The sequence below is a fragment of the Rathayibacter sp. AY1F6 genome, from assembly GCF_002932035.1.
Classification (GTDB): domain Bacteria; phylum Actinomycetota; class Actinomycetes; order Actinomycetales; family Microbacteriaceae; genus Rathayibacter.
The window spans coordinates 1-23121 of sequence record NZ_PSVD01000028.1; the positions used below are offsets into that span (position 1 = coordinate 1).

The window sequence follows — 23121 nt, forward strand, 5'->3', positions numbered from 1 at the left end:
TCGGCGGCTCCTTCGACCACCGCGTCGTCGACGGCGACGTCGTCAGCCGCTTCGTCGCCGACGTCGCCAGCGTGCTGGAGGAACCGGCGCTGCTCTTGGATTGAGCGGATTCCTCCTTCGTCGTCATCCGCTCCGCGGTCGGCTGTACGAGGTGGGGGCGTGTCGTGGAGCGGGGAGCGTACCGCTACGGCGAATCGCTGGAACGCGATTCGGCGGTCAGCTCGGCCCTGCGGGCGAGCGTGCGCTGACGTGGCTCGGCCCTGAGGGCGAGCGTGCACGGATGCGGCTCGGCCCTTCGCTGTCGAGGGAGAGCGGGTGGTCTCCGCTGAGGGTGCGGGGCACGGGCCGCGGCTGCGCCGGCGGGAGCGGGGAGAGCGGGGGAACGGGGCAGCGGTCAGCGGGGGGAGACCGCGAAGGAGTGCAGGGCGAGGGCGTCGCTCAGGCGGGCGGCGACGCGGGCGCCGCGGACGCTGGTGCCCTGGGGGTCCAGCGGCGGGCTGACGACGGCGGCGCCGAGGCGGCCGGGAGCGGAGAGGACGAGGGCGCCCGAGACGCTCGACTTGGCGGGGACGCCGACCGCGCGCATCCAGCGGCCCGAGCCGTCGTAGACGCCGCACGTCGCCATGACCGCGACCACGTCGCGGGCGACCGAGGCCGGCACGACCCGCTCGCCGGTCCCCGGGTGCACGCCGCCGAACGCGAGCGTCGCGCCCATCGCGGCCAGGTCGCGGACGTCGACCAGCACGGCGCACGCCCGGGCGTACGCGGAGACGGCGTCGTCGGCGCTGCGGTGCAGGGTGCCCTCCGCGCGCATCAGGTGCGCGAGGGCGTGGTTCCGGTCGCCGAGCAGGTGCTCGTCGGCGGCGACGCTCTCGTCGACGGAGAGCGGGCGGCCGGCGAAGGCGGAGAGGCCGCGGAGGATCCGCTCGCTCCGGCCGTCGGCGTCGCCGCCGTCGACCAGGGCGGCGGTCAGCAGCGCTCCCGCGTTGACCATCGGGTTCGGCGGGCGCCCGGTGCCGCTCTCGAGCTTGAGGGCGTCGAAGGCCTCGCCGGTGGGCTCGATGCCGACGCGGTCGAGCGCGTCACCGCCGGTGTCGAGGAGCGCGAGCGCGAACAGGAACGGCTTCACGGCCGACTGGATGCTGAACCCCGACTCCGCGTCGGCGCTCGCGCGGACGGACCCGTCGGGCAGGACGAGCGCGATCGCGCAGAGTCCCGGGTCGGCGTCCGCGAGCGCGGGGATGCTGTCGTCGACCTCGCCCCCGTCGTCCGGCAGCACCTCCCGGCGCAGCGCCTCGAGGTCGAAGGCCAGGGGATCGGGGAGGGGGCTCATCCGTCCACTCTGTCAGGGCGGGGAGCCCGTCGCGTCCCGGGCCTCAGACGAGCCCGAACTCCGCGTCCAGCGCGTCCAGCTCCGCGGCGAACGACGCGCGCAGACTCTCCTTCTCGTCGGCGGGCAGCCAGGAGGCCTCCGCTCCGGTGAGCGCCATCGCGCGCAGCTGCGCGGCGGTCGCGCCGATCGGGCCGGCGGCGAGGCGGTACTCGTCGGCGAGCGTGGTCGGGAACATCCCGGGATCGTCGGAGCAGGGCACGACCCGAGTCCCGCGTCGAGCATCGCCCGGATGGACGCGCGCCGCCAGGGCCGCCAGGAGCGGCGCGAGGTCGTCGAGGCGACGGTGAACACGACGCCCTGCTCGCGGACGCGCTCGACGACGGCGGGGTCCTCGAGGACGAAGTAGCCGTGGTCGATCCGGTCGCAGCCCAGCAGATCGAGGCAGGTCGTCGTGTTGGCCGCGGTCGGGGCGTGCTCGGAGGAGTGGGCGGTCCGGCCCAGGCCGGCCTCCCCGGCGAGGCGGTAGGCGTCGGCGAAGCGCTCGGGCGGACCCGCCGTCTCGAGGTTGTCGAGCCCGATCCCCGCCACGTACTCGTGGGGGTGGCGGACGACCTCGCGGACCAGCTCGAGCGCCTCCTCCCCGCTGTGGCCCGGGGCCTGAGCCGGGACGGTTCCCGACGGGGCCCGCGGGTCCGCGCGGCTCCGGGAGGCCGGAAGCGGTCCCGTGGGTCGGACGCCGCTACGCCGTGAGCGCGACCGCCGTCCACGAGACGGGCGGGAGGGTCAGCGTCAGCACGCCGTCCTCGAGCGTCGCCGTGGCCTCGCGCAGGCGCACGCGGTTCTGGTCGTCACGCGTGTTCTTCGCGTAGGGGTCCTCGTCGAACAGGGCCAGCGCCTCCGCGATGCTCGAGACTCCGAGGCCGCTGACGTCGACGGTGACCTCGATCGGCTCCGTCTGCGACCTGTTCACCAGGAAGACGGCCGCGCGGCCCTCGTCGACGGTGGCGACGGAGTCGATGAGCGGAGCGTCGCCGTGACGGGCGGTCGAGTAGGTCCCCGCGTCGATCCGGGGGCGAAGCACCGAGCCGGAGGCCAGACGCGCGGTGGTCGAGAACGGGAAGAACGTGGTCTGGCGCCACGCGGCTCCGCCCGGCTCGGTCATGATCGGCGCGATCACGTTGACGAGCTGCGCGAGGGAGGCGGAGGTGACCCGGTCGGAGTTCTTCAGCAGCGTGATCATCAGGTTGCCGAGGACGACGGCGTCGGCGACGGAGTAGACGTCCTCGAGCAGGCGCGGGGCGTAGGCCCACTCGCGGGTGCTCTGGTCGCCCTCGGCATCGGCCTTCTCCTTGGCCTGCCACTCCTCGAGGTACCAGACGTTCCACTCGTCGAAGGAGAGCTTGATGTCCTTCGTCTTCTTGAGCTTGAACTTCACGTGGTCCACGGTCGCCGCGACGGTGGCGATGAAGTACTCCATGTCGAGGGAGGAGGCGAGGAAGGAGCCGAGGTCTCCGTCGTACTCCTGGTAGTAGGCGTGGCACGAGACGTACTCGACGTCGTCGTACGCGTGCTCGAGGACCACGCGCTCCCACTCGCCGAAGGTCGGCATCGACGAGCTCGACGAGCCGCAGACGACCAGCTCGAGCGAGGGGTCGGCGATCTTGAGGGCCTTGGCGGTGCGGGAGGCGAGCTTGCCGTAGTCGTCGGCGCTCATGTGGCCGACCTGCCAGGGGCCGTCCATCTCGTTCCCGAGGCACCACATGCGGATGTCGTAGGGCTCGGTCCCGCCGTTGGCGATGCGCTGGTCGGCGAGAGCGGTGCCGGCCGGTCCGTTGGCGTACTCGAGGACGTCGAGCGCCTCGAGGACGCCGCGGGTGCCGAGGTTGACGGCGTACATGATCTCGCTGCCGGTCAGCTCCGCCCACTTGGCGAAGTCGTCCAGCCCGACCTCGTTGGTCTCGAGCGAGTGCCAGGCCAGGTCGCGGCGGCGCGGGCGCTCGGAGCGCGGGCCGACGCCGTCCTCCCAGCGGTAGCCCGAGACGAAGTTGCCGCCGGGGTAGCGGATCGTCGTGGTGCCCAGCTCCTTGACCAGCTCGACCACGTCGAGGCGGAAGCCGTCCTCGTTCGAGGCGGGGTGGCCGGGCTCGTAGATGCCGTCGTACACGCAGCGGCCGAGGTGCTCGACGAACGAGCCGAAGAGGCGCGGAGTGACGGGGGCGACGACCGCGGCGGGGTCGAGGCTGATGCGCGCGGTGGCGGCGGGGGCGTCGGTCATGAGGGCCTTTCGGGCTTCGGGCTCCCGCAGCGGGCTCGGCGGCGAGCGGTCTTTCTAACGTTGTACACGATGGTCCGCCCCGGCTCGGCCGCTGTCAAGAGCGGCACGGGGCCCACCCGCCTCGCTGCGTGCCGCTCCCGAGGTCGGCCGACCTCCTCCCGCGTCGGCCCTCCCCGCCGCCGCTCAGCGCACCTGTGCTCGACTGGGCGGGTGCCCTCCTCCGATGCCGTCACCGACGCCTGCTCCGAGCTCGCCGACCGCGCCGACTCCCTCGCGGCCTCGCATCCCCGCCCGCGCGCGTTCCTCGCGGCCGTCGCGAAGGACGTCGCCGGCATCCGCAGCGCCCCGCTCGGCGCTCTCGACCTGGCGCACGGCGGCCGCAACCGGGTCCGGGGGAAGGGCTTCCGCCGCCCCTACGACGACGGCACCCGCGGCCAGGCCCGCCACTTCGCCGGCGTCGCGGGCGCCACGCTGTACCTCGGCGGCCCGCTCGCGCACCTGTTCCTCCGGACCGTCGGCGGCGACGTCCGCGGCTCGGCCGACGACCGGCTGACGACGCGGGCCGTGGAGTGGAGCCGGCTCCTCCGCCGCGGCGAGCTGGCCGTCGCGGACGCGGGAGCGTGGATCCGCCGCGAGATCTGCGGCAGCGGGACCTGCGCCTAGGCCCCGGCCGACGCCCGTCCGACGGCCGGGTCCTCCGCGATCGGCCGGCCCGCGGTCGACTCCCGGGCGACCACGGTGAACGCCGCCTCGTGGAGCGTCCCGGGGCCGGTGCGGGTGCCCTCGATCCGGGCCTGCAGCACCTCGACCGCAGTGCGCGCGATCTCGTCGCGCCCCGAGTCCACGCTGGAGAGGCTGGGGGAGGAGTAGCCCGCCTCGTCGATGTCGTCGAAGCCGATCACCGCCACCTCCTCGGGCACGCGGACCCCCGCCTCCTGGAGCGCGCGGACCGCGCCGAGCGCGAGGGTGTCGTTGAGCGCGAACACGGCGTCGAAGTCGAGCCCGGAGGCGAGCACGCGGCGCATCGCCTCGGCGCCGCCGGAGCGCCGCCACGGGCCCGAGACGCCGATCATCCGCTCGTCGTAGGCGATGCCGGCCTCGGCGAGCGCGGCGCGGTATCCCTCGAGGCGGAGCGACGCCGAGCTGACCGCGGCGTCGGGGTGGGTCCCGAGCGCCACGATCCGGCGCCTTCCGGAGGCGAGCAGGTGCGCGGTGGCCGCGTGCGCCGCCGCCGTGTTCTGCATGGTGACGTGGTCGACCAGCCCGGTGAAGATCCGCTCGCCGAGCAGCACCAGGGGGAAGCCGACCGCGAGCGCGTCCTCGTCGGCGAGGCCCAGCGGGCTGAAGAGCAGCCCGTCGGTGAGCTGCCGGCGCTCGCTCGCCAGCACGCTCCGCTCGCGCTCGGGGTCGCCGCCGGTCTGCTCGATCAGCACCGTCAGCCCGCGCTCGTCGGCGGCGCGCATCACGCTGTCGGCGAGCTCGGCGAAGTAGGGGAGGCTCAGCTCCGGCAGGGCGAGGCCGATCACGCCGGTGCGGCCGCGGCGCAGGCTCCGCGCGGAGAGGTTGGGGCGGTAGCCCAGCTGCGCGATGGCCGCCTGCACCCGGGAGCGGGTGGCCGGGCGCACGTGCGGATAGTCGTTGATCACGTTCGAGACGGTCTTGATCGAGACGTCGGCGGCGCGGGCGACGTCGTGCAGCGTGACGGCCACGGTCCTCCCTCCGCTCGGCCCTCACGCTACCCCGGGGCTCCGCTCCGGCCTGTCGCGGATCGACGCCGGGGCGGCGTGCGGGCGGGGCGCGTCGCCGGAGCAGGACGCGCCCCGCGGCCGATCAGGTGTACCAGCTGGGCTCGGGGACGGTGTCGAGCAGGGCGAAGACGCCGACCTCGCGGCGCTTGTAGGGCAGCGGATCGTGCAGGGAGTGGGTGCGGAGGTTCCGCCAGTAGAGGTCGAGTCCGACCGAGCTCGCGGAGGCGCGGGCGCCGGTCAGCTCGAAGACGCGGGTCGCCGTCGCGAGGCCGTCCTCCACGATCCGCGCCTTGGCCGCGGCGATCCGCACGGCGATCTCGCCGCGGCGCCGAGGCGTCAGCTCCTCGCGCGGAGCGTGCAGCGCGGCCGAGAGCGCGGCCCCCGTCGCGTCGATCAGCGCCTCGTCGGCCCAGAGCCGGGACTGCAGGTCGCCGTATCCCTCGAGCACGTACCACTCGTCGCCGGCGCGCTCCTTGTCGTCGCCGCCGTACGGCCAGGCCCGGGTGCGCTCGCGGGTGTACTGCGCCGCGCGCTCGAGCGCTCCCTGCGCGATGCCGAGGTAGAACTCGGCGAAGACCTGCTGGATGACGGGCACGTTGAGGGTGTTGTAGACGAGCGGACGGTAGACCTTGTCGACGAAGCCGGCCGCCGCCGCCCACGGCACGCGGACGCCGCGGATCTCGACGGAGCCGGACTCGGTGAGGCGCTGGCCGAGGCTGTCCCAGTCGCGGCCGAAGACGATCCCCTCCTGATCGGTGGGCACGATCGCGAAGAGGTGGGTGTCCGTCCCCTCGAGCACCCCCTCGAGCACGGTCAGGTCGCTGACCACGCCGCCGGTCGAGAACGACTTGCGGCCGGTGAAGACCAACTCGTCGCCCTCCTCCCGCACAGTGACGTCGGAGTCGCGCGGGTTCACCGCGCCTCCGTAGAGGAGGTCCCCCTCGGTCGCGAGCTGCTCGACCGCGATGATCTGCTCAGGGGTCCCCACGAGGCGGGCCGCCCAGGCCCAGAGGTAGTGGTAGCCGAGCAGCTGGCCGATCGAGCCGTCGCCGCGCGCGACGGTGCGGACGACGCGGAGGGCGGTGGTCCACTCCTGGGCGCCGCCGCCGTGCTCGGCGGGCCCGAGCAGCGTGACGAGGCCGGCCGCCTTGAGCAGGGCGACCTCGGCGAAGGGGGCGGCGCCGGCGCGGTCGCGCTCGAGGGCGTCGGTCGCGAGCACGGCGGCGACCTCCTCGGCGCGGACGAGCCAGGCGTCGGGGGAGTCGGGCCGGGGGGCGGCCGACCAGTGCTCGGCGGCGGCGCCGATCGGCGTCGCGGCGTCGGCGCCGGTGGTCGTGGGTGCGGTGGTGGTCACGGTGTCCTCGTCTCGTCGGGGGCGGTGTGCAGCGACTGTGCCAGGGGCGAGGTGCTCGGAGCGAGGCGCGTGTCGCCCCGTGTCCGCGTGTGTCCGCGGATGACCGGCGGGCGCCTCTGCACGATTTTGACAATCGTTATCAATAGCCGTTAGCGTGGGGGCACCCGCCCGGCCCCTGACCCAGATCGGCTCACCGTGAAGACCCGCCTCCTCGCCCTCACCGCCCTCCTCGGCGGCACCGCGCTCGCCCTGAGCGGCTGCTCCGGAGCGGGCAGCGCCTCCGACAGCTCCTCCGCCGCCGCCGCGGGCGGGCCCGTGAAGGTCGTCGCGTCGACGAACGTCTACGGCGACCTCGTCTCGAGCATCGGCGGCGACCTGGTCGAGGTGACCAGCATCATCGACAGCCCGGACAAGGACCCGCACGAGTACGAGGCCACCGCCCGCGACCAGCTCGCCGTGTCCGGCGCGACCCTCGTGATCGAGAACGGCGGCGGCTACGACCACTTCCTCGACACCATGATCAGCGCGGCCGGCACCGAGGCCCCCGTCATCACGGCCACCGTGATCGCCGGCCTGGAGGACGTCCACGACCACGCGGAGGAGGAGGAGTCGGAGGGCGGGCACGAGCACGCGGAGTTCAACGAGCACGTCTGGTACGACCTCTCGGTGATGAAGGAGGTCGCGGGGCGGATCGGCGACGAGCTCGCCGCGCTCGACCCCGACAACGCCTCCGCCTACTCCGCCAATCTCGCCACCCTCGACGAGGGGCTCGACGCCCTGATCGCCCGCGAGGGCGAGCTGAAGGGCGCGCTCTCCGGCCGCTCCATCGCGATCACCGAGCCCGTCCCGCTGTACATGACCGATGCGCTCGGCCTGACCGACGCGACTCCCGAGGCCTTCAGCGAGGCGGTCGAGGAGGGCACCGACGTCCCCGCGACCACGCTCCAGGAGACGCTGGCGCTGTTCTCCGGCGAGGCCGTCGACGCGCTGATCTACAACGAGCAGACCGAGGGCGCGCAGACGGACGCGGTGCTCGACGCCGCGAAGGCCGCCGGGATCCCGGCCGTCCCCGTCACCGAGACGCTGCCCGAGGGCGACGACTACACCGGCTGGATGACCGCCAACCTCGACGCGATCGAGGGAGCCCTCTCCCAGTGAGCCACGACTCCCCGACCAGGCCCGTCTCCCCGGAGGCGGGCCCTTCGGCGTCCGTGCTGCGGCTGCGCGGCGCCGGCCTCCGCTTCGGCGACCGCGAGCTGTGGAGCGGCGTCGACCTCGACGTGCGCGCCGGCGAGTTCGTCGCGGTGCTCGGCGCGAACGGCTCCGGCAAGACGAGCCTTCTGCGCGCGGTGCTCGGCCAGCAGCAGCTGAGCGCGGGGGAGCTGCAGGTGCTCGGCGAGCCCGTGCACCGCGGCAACCGGCGCATCGGCTACATCCCGCAGCAGAAGCTCGCCGACGAGGGCACGCCGCTGCGCGCGCGCGATCTGCTCGGGCTCGGGATCGACGGCCACCGGTTCGGCCTGCCCCTGCCCTCCCGCTCCCGGCGCGCGGCCGTCGACGCGCTGCTCGAGGCCGTCGGCGCCACCGCCTTCGCCGACGCCCCCATCGGCAGCCTGTCCGGCGGCGAGCAGCAGCGCGTCCGCGTCGGCCAGGCGCTCGCGGGCGACCCGGCGCTCCTGCTCTGCGACGAGCCGCTGATCGCGCTCGACCTCGCCCACCAGCGAGCGGTCAGCGAGCTGATCGACCGGCACCGCCGCGAGCGGAACCTCGGCGTCCTCTTCGTCACGCACGACGTGAATCCGGTGCTCGGCATGGTGGACCGCGTGCTCTACCTCGCCGGCGGCCGGTTCCGGATCGGCACCCCCGACGAGGTCCTGCGCTCGGAGGTGCTCAGCGAGCTCTACGACGCACCCGTCGACGTGATCCGCGCCCGGGGCCGGGTCATCGTGGTCGGCGCCCCCGACCACTCGCACGTGCACGAGCACGAGGAGGGGCAGTCGTGACGGACGTCTGGTCGGAGATCTTCGACTTCTCCGACTACGGAGCGCTGCTGTCGCTCCTGATGAACTCGGTGATCGCCGGCGCGGTCCTCGGAGTGGTCGGCGGGCTCATCGGCGTCTTCGTGATGTCGCGCGACATGGCCTTCGCGGTCCACGGCATCAGCGAGCTCTCGTTCGCGGGGGCCTCCGCGGGGCTGCTGCTGGGCGTCGGCGTCGTCGAGGGATCGATCGTCGGCTCGCTGATCGCGGCGGTCCTGATCGGCGTGCTCGGCTCGCGCGCCCGCGACCGCAACTCGATCATCGCGGTGCTGATGCCGTTCGGACTCGGCATCGGCATCCTCTGCCTGGCCCTCTACCCGGGCCGCAGCGCGAACAAGTTCGGCCTGCTCACGGGTCAGATCGTCGCGGTCGACGACCCGCAGCTCGGGTGGCTGATCGGCATCTCGGTGGTCGTCCTCGTCGGTCTCGCGCTGATCTGGCGCCCCCTCACCTTCGCGAGCGTCGACGCCGACGTGGCGGCCGCGCGCGGCATCCCCACCCGGGCGCTCTCGATCGCGTTCATGCTCCTGCTCGGCCTCGCGGTCGCCGTCTCGGTGCAGATCGTCGGCTCGCTGCTCGTGCTCGCGATCCTGGTGACGCCGGCGGCCGCGGCGCTGCGCCTCTCCGCCTCGCCGGTGGTCGTGCCGCTGCTGAGCGTGCTCTTCGCCGTCGGCGCGCTGGTGGGCGGCATCCTGCTCGCGCTGGGCGGATCGATCCCGATCAGCCCCTACGTGACGACGATCTCGTTCGCGATCTACGCGGTCTGCCGGATCATCGGCCGCAAGGGCGTCCGGCGCTCCCGGCTCGCCGTCGGCGGGGGGCGGTAGCGTGGCCCGGGTCGTGCGGAGTGGAGGTGGTCCAGTGGTCAAGCGCAACACGTGGCAGCGAGAGGCGGTGCGCGAGGCCCTCGGGCGTCGCGAGGACTTCGTCAGCGCCCAGGGCCTGCACAGCGCGCTGCACGCCTCCGGCTCGCCGATCGGGCTCGCGACGGTCTACCGCGCGCTCTCGGACCTGGCCGTGGAGGGCGAGGCCGACTCGCTGCAGTCGCCCGAGGGCGAGAGCCTCTACCGCGCCTGCACGCCGGGGACGCACCACCACCACCTGATCTGCCGCCGCTGCGGGCTGACGGTCGAGATCGCGGCCGACGAGGTCGAGGAGTGGGCGCGCTCGGTCGCGTCGCAGAACGGATTCACGGACGCGCACCACGTCGTGGACGTCTTCGGGCTCTGCGCGGCCTGCACCACGGAGCTCGCCGAGGCCTGAGGCCGGTCCGGCCGGGAGCCCGTCCGCGGGCGACCGTCGATCCTGGTCCGGCTCAAGCCGGGAGGAACACCCCGATCGACCGGTCCTTCACCACGGAGCCGGCGGGCAGCACCCGTCCGCTCATCGCGAGGTAGACGCCCGGCGGCAGCAGCTGCACGGCGGCCACCGCGGTGCCGAGGTTGAACGCGGCGTCGCTGTCGAGCATCCGTGCGGGCTGCATCGCGCCGGTGAGGACGACCACCCGATCGCGGACGACGCCGAGGGCCTCGGCCGTCGCGGTCATCGTGTCGGTGCCGTGGGTGAGGACGATCCGGTCCTCCTCGGCGGCGAGCACCCGCTCGCGGATGAGGGCCCGATCGGCGTCGTCGAGCTCGAGGCTGTCCTTGGCGAGGACCTCCTCGACGCGGAACTCGAGCGTGGTGAGCACCGGGGCGAGCAGGCGCGGCACCATCGGGGCGCCGATCTCGAGCTCGCCCGCGAGCGAGTACTCCTTGTCGACGGTGCCACCGGTGGTGAGGACGAGGATGCGGTCAGTCACGCGATCAGACTAGGCGCCGCCTCCGACACCGGCACGTTCGTGCGCAGTGGCCGCGCCACGGCGGCGGCGGCGGCCCGCATCGGGAACGATGGAGCGCATGACATCCTCCTCCCCGTCCCTCCTCCGCACCGGCGCCAAGGTGCTCCTCGGCTCCGCCCTCCTCTTCGCGGGGGTGAGCCACCTCACCCGCAAGCGGGAGGAGTTCCAGGCGCAGGTGCCCGAGTGGGTGCCGCTGGACAAGGACGCGGTCGTGCTCGCCTCGGGCGTGGTCGAGATCGGGCTCGGCGCCTCCCTGGTGCTCGCGCGCCGCCGGGCGCCGCTGGTCGGAGCCGTGGCCGCCGCCTTCTTCACCGCGATCTTCCCGGGCAACGTCTCGCAGTGGGTGACGCGGACGAGCGCCTTCGGCCTCGACACCGACCGCAAGCGCGCCGTGCGCCTCGCGTTCCAGCCGCTGCTGGTGGCGTGGGCGCTCTGGTCGACCCGGCGTCCGCGGGGCTGATCCCACTCGGCGGGCGGCACGGAACCGGCCGCGAGCGCGTGCCGTCCGCCGCCGGCCGCGGAGGATTCCCTTCAGACGCCCTGCTGCGCCTCGGCCAGCAGCGGCGCGAGCAGCTCCTCGATCCGGCGCCGCGCCCCCTCGGCGTCACCCGCGGCGATCGCCTCGACCAGCTCGGCGTGCTGGCGGGCGTGCACGTCCTCCTCGCCGACGACGTCCTCCTCCAGTACCGACTCGAACATGCCGGTGAGGCCGTCGTAGAGCTCGACGAACAGGTCGTTGTGAGTCGCGACGACGACGGCCCGGTGCAGCGCGGTGTCGGCGGCGATCCGCTCGGCGAGCTCCGGAGCCTCCCACGAGCGGGCCCGGCGGGCCAGCAGGGCGCGGAGGGAGGCGACGTCCTCCCCGGTGCGGCGCTCGGCCGCCAGCGCGGCCGTCGCCCCGTCGATCGCGAACCGCAGCTCGAGGCCCTCCCGGCGGGCGGCGCTCGGGATGCGGCGGCGCAGCGACTCGGCGAGCTGCGAGCGCGCGGTGACGAACGTGCCGCGCCCCTGCTCCCGCCGCACGAGGCCCGCCTGCACGAGGGCCTGGACGGCCTCGCGGACGGAGTTGCGTCCGGCGCCGGTCCAGCGGGCGAGCTCGGCTTCCACCGGGATCCGCTCGCCGACGGCCCAGCGGCCCGAGCGGATCTCCTCGTGGAACAGCGCCGTGACGTGGTCGATCACGCTCTCGCGCTGGAACGGCGCCGCGGGGCTAGACTCGCCAGGATTCATCCCATCATCCTATCTCTCGGGGACTCCATGACCGCAGCACCGACGCTCCGCGCCACCGCCCTCCTGGCCCTCGCCGCCATCGCGATCACCGCGCTGAACCTCCGCACCGCCGTCACCGGCTTCAGCCCGCTGCTCGACACGATCGGCGCCGATCTCGGCTTCGGGCCCTCGCTCTACGGGGCGCTGGGGACGATCGTCACCGCCTCCTTCGCCGTCTTCGGCTTCGTCGCCGCGGCCGTCTCGCGCCGGATCGGCCTGGAGCGCACGCTCGCGATCGCGACGCTGGTGACCACACTGGGCATCGCCCTCCGCGCGCTCAGCCCGAGCCCGGTCGCTCTGGTGCTCTCGACCGTCGTCGCCTTCGCGGGCGTGGGCACCACGAACGTGCTCATCGTGCCGATCGTGAAGCGGTACTTCGCCGAGCGGATCAAGACGGTCAGCTCGCTCTACCTGGCGCTGCTGCAGGTGGGCCAGTTCGTCGCTCCGCTGGTCGCGGTGCCGCTGGCCTCGACGGCGGGGTGGCGCTGGGCGATCGGGATCTGGGCCGTGATGACGGCCGCGGCCTGCCTGCTCTGGGCGGCGCTCGCGGCCCGCGGAGGAGGCGGGGCGGCTCCGGCCGCCGCCGGCGGCCGCGTGGACGGGGCCTGGCGCACGCCGCTGCTCTGGGCGATGGTGCTGATGCTCGGGATGACCGGTCTGCACACCTACGGGATCATCACCTGGCTGCCGACGATCCTCGTCGACGCGGGCGCGGATCCGGCGCAGGGCGGTGCGCTGCTGGCGCTGTTCTCGGTGTTCGGCCTCGCCGCCGCCTTCGTGGTGCCGCCGCTGACGCTGGGGATGCGCAACCCGGTCGTGGTCGTGGTGGTGTGCTGCGCGCTGCTCGCCGTCGGATACGCCGGCCTCGTCGTCGCTCCGCTGGAGGGTGCCGTGGCGTGGGTGGTCTGCCTCGGGCTCGGCGTCAGCACGTTCCCGATGACGCTGACGCTCGTGAACGCGCGGACGCGGACGACCACCGGCTCCTCGACCCTCTCCGGCGCCACGCAGGGGCTCGGCTACGGGCTCGCCTGCCTCGGTCCGCTGCTGATCGGCGTGCTCTACGAGGCGCAGGGGGACTGGAGCGGCGCGTACGCGCTGCTGTTCGCCGGAGTGGCGGTGCTGCTGGTCGGCGGGATCGTCGCGTGCCGTCCGCGGTTCCTCGAGGACGAGGCGGCGCTCCGCCGGGCCTGAGCGGCGGCGCTCAGCGCGACGCGGCCGGAGCGAGCGCGGAGACGATCCGCCCCAGCCCGAAGCGCCAGGCGCTCTCCACGTCGCCGCCGAGGGTGAAGGCGCCGGTGATCTCCATCCCGATGAACCCCGTCGCCCAGGCGGTCAGCGTGCGCGCCGCCTCGAGGGCGTCCTCCTCGCCCGCCAGCTGCGCGGTGAGTTCCAGCAGGCGGGCGCTCGCCGCGTCGCGGTACTCCTGGGCGGCGACGGGCGTGCCGGGAGCGGGGGCCATCACGAGGAGGAACGCGGCCGGCCGGTCTCTGGCCGGAGCTCCTGGCCGAGCTGCGCGCGATGGGCCGCACCCTCGACGACGTGCGCGGCGTCGTGCTGACCCACGGCGACTCCGACCACGTGGGCTTCGCCGAGCGCTTGCGCCGCGACCACGGCGTGCCGGTCCACGTGCACGCCGCCGACGCCGAGCGGGCGAAGGGCGGGGCGAAGCCGAGGACCGCGACACCGCGGCTGCGCGTCCTGCCGCTCCTCGGCTTCGCGGCCTACGCGCTGCGGAAGGGCATCGCGACGGTCCCGCCGCTCACCGAGGTCGTCGAAGTGCACGACGGGCAGACGCTCGACCTGCCGGGCGCTCCCCGCGTGATCGCGCTCCCGGGTCACTCCCCGGGGAGCATCGCCGTGCACGTGCCGCTGGCCGACGCGGTCTTCGTCGGCGACGGGCTGACCACCCGCCACGTGCTCACCGGCCGCACGGGTCCGCAGCCCGCGCCCTTCACCGACGAGCCGGAGCAGGCGCTCGCGTCGCTCCGGGCGCTCCTGCCCACCGGGGCGCGTTGGGTGGTGCCGGGCCACGGAGCGCCGTGGAGCGGCGGGATCGAGGCGGCGGTCCGGCTGGTCGAGAGCGCCTGAGGCACGGAGCCGCTCAGGAGGCGGGGACGAGCTTCCAGCGGTCGGCGAGGATCTCGAGGCCCTTGTCGAAGGTCGCCGACCACGCCGTGACGTCGTGGGCGCTGTCCGGCACCTCGAGGTAGGTGGCGCTCATGCCGGCGGCGACGGCCGCGGCGTAGACGGTCTTCGCCCCGGGGAGGAACGAGGTGTCCTCGGCGCCGACGCCGAAGATCGCGACCGTGCCGGTGTAGGGGGCGTTCGCCGCGAGGACGTTCACCGGCTTCGCGGCCTCGTAGGCGGCCTGGTCGCCGCCGAACCCCTGCGCGACCGTCGCCGCCTCGCTGCCGAGGGTCGGCGCGAGCTCGCCCGAGGCGTCGACGATGTTGCCGAAGAGCGACGGGTGGCCGGCGCCGAGCTGGATCGAGCAGGTCCCGCCCTGCGAGAGGCCGCCGATCGCCCAGTGCTGCGCGTCGCCGAGCACCGGCAGGTTGGCGCGGATCCAGTTCGGGACGTCGACGGTGAGGTAGGTGGCCGACTTCCCGAGCGGCGAGTCGACGCACATCGGGTTCCTGTCCGGATCGCCCAGCTGGTCGGGCGACACGACGATCGGCGCGAGGCCGGCGTGCGCGGCGGCGTAGGCGTCGAGGGTCTGCTGGAACTTCTCGGTCGAGAGCGGATCGGAGGGCGACCCCGGCTGCCCCGAGAGCATGATCATCACCGGCAGCAGCGGCGGGGTCGCGGTGAGGGCCGCGGGCGGGAGGTAGACGACGGCGTCGCGGGCCGGGAAGCCCGACGCGGTGGCGGGGATGGCGACTGTCGAGACCGAGCCGACGGCGGGCATCCCGGCCGGGGCGGTCCAGGTCGCGAGGTCCGAGTGCGGTCCGTCCGCGGCGGCGACCGGCACGGAGGAGTCGGAGTACGCGCTGATCCCGAGCGCGCTGCGCACCGTGGGGTACTGGCCGAAGTCGATGTTGACGGTCATCGCGGCCGCCGCGACGACGAGCACTCCGGCGGCGAGCGACGCGAGCACTCCCCGCGCGCGCCGGCGGGCGATCGCGTGGCCGAGGACGACCAGCGCGACGCCCAGCCCGCCGATCCCGAGGCCGATCGCGACCCGGGTGACCGGCGTGAAGTCGACGCCGAACGGGCCGTCGGGCCCGTCGACGAGGGCGGCCAGGGCGGCGCCGCCGATCAGGCCCAGGAGGAGGACCGCGACGGCGATCCCGCCGCGCCGGGAGCGCCCGCGGCGGGGAGCGCGGACGTGGGCGGCGAGCAGGAGGAGGAGCGCTCCGATCGCGAGCACGTAGACGGCGACGACGAGGGGGCCGGAGACGAGGCTCAGGTCGAGGAGAGAGGTCATGCGTCGATCCGGTCGGAGGGTGCTCGGGCGGGCGTCAGTCTGGCGGCGGTCTCTGGAGGAGAGCCGGGAGCTGTCGGGAGCGATTCTCCTCCCCGGGCGCGGATCCACCGAGCTCTCCACCGATCAGGCGCAACCCCGCGCGCCGCGCCGCCGCTCCCGCCTAGCGTGGGACTCCCGACGCACACCGCGCCCTCACGAAGGAGCCCGCACCATGACGCAGCACCCCCGCCTCGAGACCTCCTCCCGCGAGGCCCGCGCATGAGCCGCGGAGTCGCCGTCGTCACGGGCGGCACGGCCGGGCTCGGACGCGCCACGGTCCGCGAGCTCGCCTCCCGCGGCTGGGACGTCGCCGTGCTGGCGCGCGGCGAGGACGGACTGGCGGCCACGGTCGCCGAGATCGAGCAGAAGGGCCGGCGCGGGCTGGGCATCCCGACCGACGTGGCCGACCGCGAGGCCGTCGAGTCGGCGGCCGACCGGGTCGAGGCCGAGCTCGGCCCGATCGAGCTGTGGGTCAACGACGCGATGGTCGGCGTCTTCGGCGAGTTCCTCTCGACCGAGCCCGCCGACTTCGAGCGCGCCGTGGGCGTCAACTTCTTCGGCTTCGTCAACGGCACCCGCGCAGCCCTCTCCCGGATGACCCCGCGCGACCGCGGGCACGTCATCCAGGTCGGCTCCGCCCTCGCGCACCGGGGCATCCCGCTGCAGGCCGCGTACTGCGCCTCCAAGTTCGGAGCCCGAGGCTTCACCGAGGCCGTCACCGCGGAGCTGCTGCACGCGAAGAGCCGCGTGCGCCTGTCCGAGGTCGACATGCCGGCGCTCAACACCATCCAGTTCAACTGGGTGAAGTCGCAGCTGCCGCACCACCCGCAGCCCGTGCCGCCGATCTACGAGCCCGAGGTGGGCGCGATCGCGATCGCCGACGTGGCCGACAAGCCGCGCCGCCGCACCTGGGTCGGCGAGCCGACCGCGGGCACCATCCTCGGCGACCGCTTCGCCGGGCGCTTCATGGACTGGTACCTCGCCCGCAGCGCCTTCGACGGTCAGCAGGCCCCCGACAAGACGGAGCCGATGCTCCCGAACAACGTGTATGAGCCGGTCCCCGGCGATCACGGCGCCCGCGGCCTCTTCAGCGACCGCGCGCACACCATGACGCCCCAGATCTGGATGATCCGCCACCGCGCCCTGAGCTACGCGGGGGCCGCCGCGGCCCTCGCCGCCGGCGCCGCGGGCGTCGTCTCGGCCCTGCGGAGGAAGTGACCGTGGTCGACGCCGTCGTCATCGGGGCGGGGCCCAACGGCCTCGCCGCCGCGGTCACGCTCGCGCGGGCCGGGCTCTCGGTCACCGTGCTCGAGCGCAACGAGACGATCGGCGGCGGCGCGCGCACGGCGGAGCTGACGCTGCCCGGGTTCCACCACGACGTCTGCTCGGCGGTGCACCCGATGGCGCTCGCGTCCGGCTTCTTCCGCGCCTTCGGGCTCGACCGGCGCATCGAGCTGGTCGTCCCCGAGATCTCGTACGCGCATCCGCTCGACGGCGGCCGCGCGGGCATCGCCTACCGCGACCTCGACCGCACGGCCGAGGCGCTGGGCCGCGACGGAGCGGCGTGGCGCTCCCTGATGGGACCTCTCTCCGAGCGGGCCGACCGCGTCGCGGGCTTCACCAACGACGCACTGCTGCGGATCCCGACGGACCCGAGCGTGCTGATCCGCTTCGGCCTGCGGGTGCTCGAGCAGGGCACCCCGGTGTGGAACCTGCGCTTCCGCGAGGACGTCGCCCCGGCGATGTTCTCCGGGGTCGCCGCGCACTCGATCCGCCCGATGCCGAGCCCGTCGACGGCCGCGGCCGCCCTGGCGCTCGGCGCCTACGCCCACGCGCGCGGTTGGCCGGTGCCGATCGGAGGCAGCCAGTCGATCGTCGACGCGCTCGCCGACGACCTCCGGGCGCACGGCGGCACCATCGAGACCGGCGTCGAGGTGACCTCGCTCTCGGAGCTGCCCCCGGCCCGCGCCGTGCTCGTCGACGGCACGCCGACGGCGCTGCTCGCGATGGCGGGGGACCGGCTGCCCCCGGCGTACGCGGCGGCCCTCCAGCGCTTCCGCTACGGCAACGGCGTGGCCAAGGTCGACTTCGCCCTCGACGGGCCGGTGCCGTGGACGAACCCGCAGCTCGCCGGCGCGGGCACGCTGCACGTCGGCGGGAGCCGCGCCGAGATCGCGGCCGCCGAGCGCGACGTGAAGCGCGGCCGGCACAGCCGCAGCCCCTACGTGCTGGTGGCGCAGCCCTCGATCGCCGATCCGACCCGGGCACCCGAGGGCAAGCACGTCCTCTGGGCGTACACGCACGTCCCCCGGTACTCGCCCGCCGACCAGCAGGAGGCGATCACCGCCCAGATCGAGCGCTTCGCCCCCGGGTTCCGCGACCGCGTGATCGGCGCCTCCTCGATGACCGCCCGCGACATGCAGGCCTACAACCCGAACTACCTGGGCGGGGACATCGCTGCCGGAGCCGCGAGCGTCGCGCAGCTGCTCTCGCGCCCGGTCCCCACGACCGACCCGTGGCGGACGCCCGCGAAGGGGCTCTACCTCTGCTCCTCGTCCACCCCGCCCGGGCCGGGCGTGCACGGCATGGCCGGCTGGCACGCCGCCCGCAGCGCGCTGCGGCACGAGTTCGGGGTGCGCGAGTCGCCCGACCTGTCGCCGGAGGCGCGCCCGGCCTGAGCCGCCGCCGTTGCGCTGCGCCCGTCGCCGCCCCCGGCCTGCCAGTCTGAGGGACGGCGCCGCCACGCGCCCCACCACCACTCGAAGGAGCCCGCGATGTCCCGCACCACCCGCGTCGTCCACTGCCCGCCCGAGTCCGTCTTCGCGGTGCTCGCCTCCGGCTGGCTGTTCCCGAGCTGGGTCGTCGGCGCGTCGCGGATGCGGAAGGTCGACGCCGACTTCCCGCACGTGGGCTCGCAGCTGCACCACTCCTTCGGCCTCTGGCCGCTCGTGATCGACGACCGCACCACGGTTCTCGAGTGGGACCCGCCGCGCCGGATGGTCATCCAGGCCGCCGGCTGGCCGCTCGGCGAGGCCCGGGTGCGCGTCGAGGTCGAGCCGCACGCGCGCGGCGCGAAGGTGCGGATGCACGAGGCGCCCGTGAAGGGCCCGGGCACGCTCGTCCCGAAGCCGCTGATGCACTCGTTCCTCTGGATCCGCAACCGCGAGGCCGTGCGCCGGCTCGCCCACATGGCCGAGGCGGGAGCCGCGGGCCGCACGCTCGCGCCCGCCTCGCTCCCCTCGCCCGCCGACCGCGCCGGGATCGACCGGCCGAAGCACGTCTGGGCGCGCCTGACCGGAGCGATCGGGTCGATCGCGGTCGGGACGCTCGTGGTCCGCGGCGTCCTCGCGGCCGTGCGGCGCGCCCGGAGCTGACGGGCCCGGACCCGACGGCGCCCGGAGTCGGCGGCGCCCCGGAGACGACGGCGCCCGGGTCGGACGCCGCTCGGCTCGGACGCCGCCCGAGTCAGACGATCCGCTCGACCAGCCGCACGTGCTGCACCGCGACGCGCTTCGGCTCGCCCGCGAAGGCGGCGTCGCGCTCGGGCGAGGCCAGGTACGCCCGCTCGACCTCGGCGAACGCGTCGGCGTCGCCGGCCGTGCTGACCGCCCAGACGAACTCGTTCACCTCGCGGTCGGCGTAGGCGAACTCGATCCGGAAGCCGTGGGCCTCGCGCGCCGGCACGATCCGCTCGGGGAACCAGGCGAGGAAGTCGTCCATCACCCCGTCCATCAGCTCGTAGCGTCGGAGTTGGATCGTCCTGGTCTCGGCTGCAGCGCTCATGCTGCGACGGTACCCGCCCGGCGGCCGCGCCGTCGCCGCGCTACGCTCGCCGCCGACAGCCCCACGACGAGGAGGACAGCACGGACCCCCGCCACCGCTCCCTCGCGCTGCTCGTCGCCGGCTGCTTCTTCATGGAGAACCTCGACGCCACGATCGTGACGACCGCCGCGCCCGCGATCGCCGCCGACCTGGGCGTCGACTCCGCCGCGGTCTCGATCACCGTCACCGCGTTCCTCCTCACCGTCGCCGTCCTCATCCCGGCCTCGGGCTGGCTCAGCGAGCGCTTCGGCGTGCGCCGCGTCTTCACCACCGCGATCGCCGTCTTCACCCTCGCCTCCCTGCTCTGCGCGCTCAGCCCCACGCTGCCGCTTCTGGTCGGCGCCCGGGTCCTGCAGGGCGTCGGCGGCGCGCTGATGGTGCCGGTCGGCCGGCTCGCGGTGCTGCGGGCGACTCCGCGGGAGGGGATCATCCACGCCATCGCGATCCTGGTCTGGCCGGGACTGGTCGCCCCCGTGATCGCGCCGTTCCTCGGCGGGCTGCTCACCACCGTCGCCTCCTGGCACTGGATCTTCCTGATCAACCTGCCCCTCGGGGTCGTCGCGTTCGCGATCGCGCGCCGGATCGTCCCCGCCACCTCCGAGAGCGCGCCGACCCCGCTCGACGTCACGGGGCTGGTGCTCGTCGCGGTCGGGCTCGGCGCGCTGGTCGGAGCGGCGGGGCTCCTCACCGGCTTCGAGCTGGACGGGCGGGCGGTGGCGCCGCTGCTCGTCGGCGCGGTCGTGACGGCGCTCGCCGTGCGGCACCTGCGCCGCGCCGAGCATCCGCTCGTGCGGCTCGACGCCTTCCGCTTCCGCACCTTCCGGGTCGCCAACGCGAGCGGATCGCTCTACCGGGCGACCGTGAACGCGGTGCCGTTCCTGCTCCCGCTGCTGTTCCAGGACGCGTTCGGCTGGAGCCCGGTGCAGGCCGGCTCCGTGGTGCTGGCGCTCTTCGCCGGCAACCTGGCGATCAAGCCGGCCACGACTCCGCTGCTGCGGCGCCTCGGCTTCCGCGGGGTGCTGGTGGCGGCGAGCGCGGTCGGGGCGGCGTGCATGGCGGCGATGGCGTTCCTCGAGCCGGCGACTCCGGTGGCGCTCGTGGTGGCGCTGCTGGTGCTGAGCGGAGTGGCCCGCTCGGCGGGCTTCACGGCCTACAACACCGTCACGTTCGCCGAGGTCCCGCAGGAGGGGATGTCGGGCGCGAACACCCTCAACGCCACCACGCAGCAGATCGCGGCCGGCCTCGGAGTCGCGGTGGGCGCGGTGGCGCTCGCCGTCGGCACCGCGATCGGGCCCGGCCTCGTCCCGTACCGCGTCGCCTTCCTCGCCCTCGCGGTGCTGACCCTCGTGCCGCTCGCCGCCGCCGCCCGGCTCCCGCGCGACTCCGGGAGCGCCCTCACCGCCTGACCCGCGCGGGCGTCAGGCGAGGCCGAGCGCGATGCCGTCGAGGATGTCGTGCGCGGTCGAGCGGACCCGGTCGACGCCCGGCGACGCCTCGTGGACCGCGCGGAGGACCTCGCCCCAGACCAGCGCTCCGGCCGCCAGCACGTCCTCGCGCCCCGGGCGGACCCAGGGGAGGGCCGCCGTCCCCTCCGGAGACAGCGCGGCGAGCTCGTCGCAGGCGGCGAGGACGTCGGAGAGGGGGAGGGACGTCTCGAGCGCGGCGCGGTCGGTGCTGCGGAGGACGTGCGCGGTGATCGTGAGCACGGTCGCGGCGACGCCGACGACGCTCCGGGCCTGCGAGAGGTCGACGGAGGAGGCGGCCAGCGCGGCGCCCACGTCCGCCCGCATCGCCGCGCGCTCGCCCTCCGTCGGTTCGGCGGCCCGGCGGTGGCGCTCGGTCAGGCGGACGCTGCCGACGTCCATCGAGTGCGCCTGCTCCGGCTCCGCTCCGCCGAGCACGAGCTCGGTCGAGCCGCCGCCGAGGTCGACGACCAGCACGGGCCGGGCGGAGTCGACGGCCGAGACCGCGCCGCGGAAGGAGAGCCGCGCCTCCTCCTCGCCGGAGATCGTCTCCGGGGTGACGCCGAGGATCCGCTCGACGGCGGCGAGGAAGTCCTCGCGGTCGGCCGCGTCGCGGGTGGCCGAGGTGGCGACGAAGCGGAGGCGCTCGGCGCCGGCCTCCTGTGCGGCGGCCGCGTACTCGCGGGTGACGGCGAGGGTCCGTTCGAGCGCGGCCGGGTCGAAGCGGCCGGTGCGGTCGACCCCGCGGCCCAGCCGCACGAGCTCGGTGCGGCGCTGGACGTCCCGGAGGCGCCCGCCCTCCACGTCGGCGATCAGCAGGCGGAGGGAGTTGGTGCCGCAGTCGAGCGCCGCGACGCGCGTGAGGGAGGACATCCGCCCATTCTGCCCGCGCGGCCCGGGCCGGAGGCGGGCGATAGCCTGGGGGGAGAGACGAAGGAGCCGCCCGTGCACGAACACCACGTCCGCGTCCACCGCAGCGACGAGGAGCTCCCGCGACACGGGCAGCTCGCCCACGCGCTCGCCGAGGTCGCCGCCGATCCGGTCGAGATCGACGACGAGGTCGCCGAGATGGTGGTCAACCGGGTCATCGACAACGCCGCCGTCGCCACCGCGTCGCTCCTGCGCCGCCCGGTCGTCGCCGCCCGCGCGCAGGCTCTCGCGCACCCCGCCTCCATCGGCGGCCAGGGCTCGGTCGTCCTCGGCGTCGACCCGGCCCGCCGGGTCTCGCCCGAGTGGGCGGCCTGGGCCAACGGAGTCGCCGTGCGCGAGCTCGACTACCACGACACGTTCCTGGCGGCCGAGTACTCGCACCCGGGCGACAACATCCCTCCGCTGATCGCCGTCGCCCAGCACGCGGGCATCGGCGGGGCGCAGCTCGTCCGCGGCATCGTCACCGGCTACGAGGTCCAGGTGGACCTGGTGCGCGCGATCAGCCTGCACCGGCACAAGATCGACCACGTGGCGCACCTCGGCCCCTCGGCCGCCGCCGGGATCGGCACGCTGCTCGGCCTCGACGTCGCGACGATCGAGCAGGCCGTCGCGCAGGCCCTGCACACGACGACCGCCACGCGGCAGTCGCGCAAGGGCGAGATCTCGAGCTGGAAGGCGTACGCGCCGGCCTTCGCGGGGAAGATGGCGATCGAGGCGGTCGACCGGGCGATGCGCGGCGAGACCAGTCCGTCGCCGATCTACGAGGGCGAGGACGGCGTCATCGCCTGGATGCTCGACGGCGCCGACGCGAGCTACGACGTCCCGCTCCCCGACCGCGGCGAGGCCAAGCGCGCGATCCTCGACACGTACACGAAGGAGCACTCGGCCGAGTACCAGGCGCAGGCGCTGATCGACCTCGCCCGCCGCCTGCACCGCACGCACCCCGAGGCCGCCGATCCCGAGCGCGTCGAGCGGATCGTCCTGCACACCTCGCACCACACGCACTTCGTGATCGGCTCGGGCGCGAACGACCCGCAGAAGTACGACCCGGCCGCGTCCCGCGAGACGCTGGACCACTCCGTGCCGTACATCTTCACGGTGGCGCTGCAGGACGGCGCCTGGCACCACGTGCACAGCTACGCCCCCGAGCGGGCCGCCCGCGCCGACACCATCGCGCTCTGGCACCGGGTCACGACGCAGGAGGACGCGGAGTGGACGCGCCGCTACCACTCCACCGATCCGGGCGAGAAGGCGTTCGGCGCGCGCGTCGAGATCCTGATGACGGACGGCACGACGATCGTCGACGAGATCGCGGTGGCGGACGCGCATCCGCTGGGCGCGCATCCGTTCAGCCGCGAGCAGTACGTGTCGAAGTTCCGCACGCTCGCCGCCGACGTGCTCGAGGAGTCCGAGATCGAGCGCTTCCTCGACCTCGCGCAGCGCCTGCCCGAGCTGACCCCGGAGGAGGTCGGCCGCTTCAGCGTGATCGCCGCTCCCGGCGTCCTCGCCTCGATCGAGCCCCCGCGCGGCCTGTTCTGATCCCGCCGCGGGAGGGTCGTCCGCACGCACGGTGACGCGCGCA

General features: G+C 74.6%; 25 protein-coding genes and 1 pseudogene. 14 read left to right on the forward strand and 12 right to left on the reverse strand.

Annotated elements, in window-relative coordinates:
- Positions 1-104 (forward strand): 2-oxo acid dehydrogenase subunit E2 (locus C5C44_RS15265; RefSeq protein WP_181132876.1); only part of this gene is annotated, 104 nt, incomplete at its 5' end.
- Positions 105-394: 290 nt separating this feature from the next.
- On the opposite strand, the gene glsA is transcribed toward C5C44_RS15265, so the two are convergent.
- From glsA to C5C44_RS15280, 4 genes and pseudogenes are all read right to left on the reverse strand, one after another.
- Positions 395-1333 (reverse strand): glutaminase A, encoded by a 939-nt coding sequence (glsA, locus tag C5C44_RS15270; protein WP_104319724.1) that lies wholly within the window; start codon positions 1331-1333, stop codon positions 395-397.
- 43 nt (positions 1334-1376) lie between these two features.
- Positions 1377-1568, reverse strand: coding sequence for a hypothetical protein (locus C5C44_RS17245; RefSeq protein ID WP_219813763.1), 192 nt, complete (start codon positions 1566-1568; stop codon positions 1377-1379).
- Positions 1569-1720: 152 nt separating this feature from the next.
- Positions 1721-1921, reverse strand: a pseudogene (locus tag C5C44_RS17540) (hypothetical protein); the annotation flags it as partial.
- Between the two features lie 151 nt (positions 1922-2072).
- Positions 2073-3608 (reverse strand): alpha-N-arabinofuranosidase, encoded by a 1536-nt coding sequence (locus C5C44_RS15280; protein ID WP_104227228.1) that lies wholly within the window; start codon positions 3606-3608, stop codon positions 2073-2075.
- Between the two features lie 210 nt (positions 3609-3818).
- Between C5C44_RS15280 and C5C44_RS15285 the strand changes: the two genes are divergently transcribed.
- Entirely contained in the window at positions 3819-4271 is a 453-nt protein-coding gene (locus C5C44_RS15285; RefSeq protein ID WP_104336137.1) for a hypothetical protein, read from the forward strand.
- Here C5C44_RS15285 and C5C44_RS15290 read toward each other — a convergent pair.
- Both C5C44_RS15290 and C5C44_RS15295 read right to left on the reverse strand, forming a co-directional pair.
- The gene (locus tag C5C44_RS15290; RefSeq protein WP_104238384.1) at positions 4268-5317 is read right to left on the reverse strand and encodes a LacI family DNA-binding transcriptional regulator; all 1050 of its coding nucleotides are present in this window, start codon (positions 5315-5317) and stop codon (positions 4268-4270) included. The two genes, C5C44_RS15285 and C5C44_RS15290, sit on opposite strands and share 4 nt — an antisense overlap.
- Before the next feature lie 121 nt (positions 5318-5438).
- Complete coding sequence (locus tag C5C44_RS15295; RefSeq protein ID WP_258066773.1) at positions 5439-6710, reverse strand: acyl-CoA dehydrogenase family protein; 1272 nt, start codon at positions 6708-6710, stop codon at positions 5439-5441.
- A 195-nt stretch (positions 6711-6905) separates the two neighbouring features.
- Between C5C44_RS15295 and C5C44_RS15300 the strand changes: the two genes are divergently transcribed.
- The 4 genes from C5C44_RS15300 to C5C44_RS15315 are packed head-to-tail and all read left to right on the forward strand — an operon-like array spanning position 6906 to position 10012.
- Positions 6906-7868, forward strand: coding sequence for a metal ABC transporter solute-binding protein, Zn/Mn family (locus C5C44_RS15300; RefSeq protein WP_104336138.1), 963 nt, complete (start codon positions 6906-6908; stop codon positions 7866-7868).
- Complete coding sequence (locus C5C44_RS15305) at positions 7865-8713, forward strand: metal ABC transporter ATP-binding protein (RefSeq protein ID WP_104227225.1); 849 nt, start codon at positions 7865-7867, stop codon at positions 8711-8713. The genes C5C44_RS15300 and C5C44_RS15305 overlap by 4 nt, the downstream gene beginning before the upstream one ends.
- A 59-nt stretch (positions 8714-8772) precedes the next feature.
- On the forward strand, positions 8773-9576 hold the full coding sequence (locus tag C5C44_RS15310; RefSeq protein WP_104224551.1) for a metal ABC transporter permease: 804 nt from the start codon (positions 8773-8775) through the stop codon (positions 9574-9576).
- Positions 9577-9610: 34 nt separating this feature from the next.
- The gene (locus tag C5C44_RS15315; RefSeq protein WP_104296046.1) at positions 9611-10012 is read left to right on the forward strand and encodes a Fur family transcriptional regulator; all 402 of its coding nucleotides are present in this window, start codon (positions 9611-9613) and stop codon (positions 10010-10012) included.
- Between the two features lie 52 nt (positions 10013-10064).
- Here the strand turns inward: C5C44_RS15315 and C5C44_RS15320 are convergent, their stop codons facing one another.
- Positions 10065-10550, reverse strand: coding sequence for an asparaginase domain-containing protein (locus tag C5C44_RS15320; protein WP_104224541.1), 486 nt, complete (start codon positions 10548-10550; stop codon positions 10065-10067).
- Between the two features lie 88 nt (positions 10551-10638).
- Here C5C44_RS15320 and C5C44_RS15325 point away from each other — a divergent pair, with 88 nt between their 5' ends.
- Entirely contained in the window at positions 10639-11049 is a 411-nt protein-coding gene (locus C5C44_RS15325) for a hypothetical protein (RefSeq protein WP_181028836.1), read from the forward strand.
- Between the two features lie 71 nt (positions 11050-11120).
- Here the strand turns inward: C5C44_RS15325 and C5C44_RS15330 are convergent, their stop codons facing one another.
- Entirely contained in the window at positions 11121-11819 is a 699-nt protein-coding gene (locus tag C5C44_RS15330; RefSeq protein ID WP_104336139.1) for a FadR/GntR family transcriptional regulator, read from the reverse strand.
- A gap of 27 nt (positions 11820-11846) precedes the next feature.
- Between C5C44_RS15330 and C5C44_RS15335 the strand changes: the two genes are divergently transcribed.
- Entirely contained in the window at positions 11847-13049 is a 1203-nt protein-coding gene (locus C5C44_RS15335) for an MFS transporter (protein WP_104224538.1), read from the forward strand.
- A 10-nt stretch (positions 13050-13059) separates the two neighbouring features.
- On the opposite strand, the gene C5C44_RS15340 is transcribed toward C5C44_RS15335, so the two are convergent.
- The gene (locus C5C44_RS15340; protein ID WP_146084359.1) at positions 13060-13317 is read right to left on the reverse strand and encodes a TetR-like C-terminal domain-containing protein; all 258 of its coding nucleotides are present in this window, start codon (positions 13315-13317) and stop codon (positions 13060-13062) included.
- 41 nt (positions 13318-13358) lie between these two features.
- On the opposite strand from C5C44_RS15340, the gene C5C44_RS15345 reads away from it, so the two are divergent.
- Entirely contained in the window at positions 13359-13946 is a 588-nt protein-coding gene (locus C5C44_RS15345; protein WP_258059934.1) for an MBL fold metallo-hydrolase, read from the forward strand.
- Between the two features lie 13 nt (positions 13947-13959).
- On the opposite strand, the gene C5C44_RS15350 is transcribed toward C5C44_RS15345, so the two are convergent.
- Positions 13960-15285 (reverse strand): esterase family protein, encoded by a 1326-nt coding sequence (locus tag C5C44_RS15350; protein WP_104296048.1) that lies wholly within the window; start codon positions 15283-15285, stop codon positions 13960-13962.
- A 258-nt stretch (positions 15286-15543) separates the two neighbouring features.
- Between C5C44_RS15350 and C5C44_RS15355 the strand changes: the two genes are divergently transcribed.
- From C5C44_RS15355 to C5C44_RS15365, 3 genes are all read left to right on the forward strand, one after another.
- The gene (locus tag C5C44_RS15355) at positions 15544-16542 is read left to right on the forward strand and encodes an SDR family oxidoreductase (protein WP_104233564.1); all 999 of its coding nucleotides are present in this window, start codon (positions 15544-15546) and stop codon (positions 16540-16542) included.
- A gap of 2 nt (positions 16543-16544) precedes the next feature.
- Complete coding sequence (locus C5C44_RS15360; protein WP_374953978.1) at positions 16545-18002, forward strand: phytoene desaturase family protein; 1458 nt, start codon at positions 16545-16547, stop codon at positions 18000-18002.
- A gap of 96 nt (positions 18003-18098) precedes the next feature.
- Entirely contained in the window at positions 18099-18698 is a 600-nt protein-coding gene (locus tag C5C44_RS15365; protein WP_104233566.1) for an SRPBCC domain-containing protein, read from the forward strand.
- Between the two features lie 91 nt (positions 18699-18789).
- Here C5C44_RS15365 and C5C44_RS15370 read toward each other — a convergent pair whose 3' ends face one another.
- On the reverse strand, positions 18790-19107 hold the full coding sequence (locus C5C44_RS15370; protein ID WP_104224531.1) for an NIPSNAP family protein: 318 nt from the start codon (positions 19105-19107) through the stop codon (positions 18790-18792).
- 131 nt (positions 19108-19238) lie between these two features.
- On the opposite strand from C5C44_RS15370, the gene C5C44_RS15375 reads away from it, so the two are divergent.
- On the forward strand, positions 19239-20552 hold the full coding sequence (locus C5C44_RS15375) for an MFS transporter (protein WP_104336142.1): 1314 nt from the start codon (positions 19239-19241) through the stop codon (positions 20550-20552).
- Between the two features lie 12 nt (positions 20553-20564).
- Here the strand turns inward: C5C44_RS15375 and C5C44_RS15380 are convergent, their stop codons facing one another.
- Complete coding sequence (locus C5C44_RS15380) at positions 20565-21482, reverse strand: exopolyphosphatase (protein ID WP_104336143.1); 918 nt, start codon at positions 21480-21482, stop codon at positions 20565-20567.
- 72 nt (positions 21483-21554) lie between these two features.
- Between C5C44_RS15380 and C5C44_RS15385 the strand changes: the two genes are divergently transcribed.
- Entirely contained in the window at positions 21555-23078 is a 1524-nt protein-coding gene (locus tag C5C44_RS15385; protein WP_104224528.1) for an MmgE/PrpD family protein, read from the forward strand.
- Positions 23079-23121: the final 43 nt, after the last annotated feature.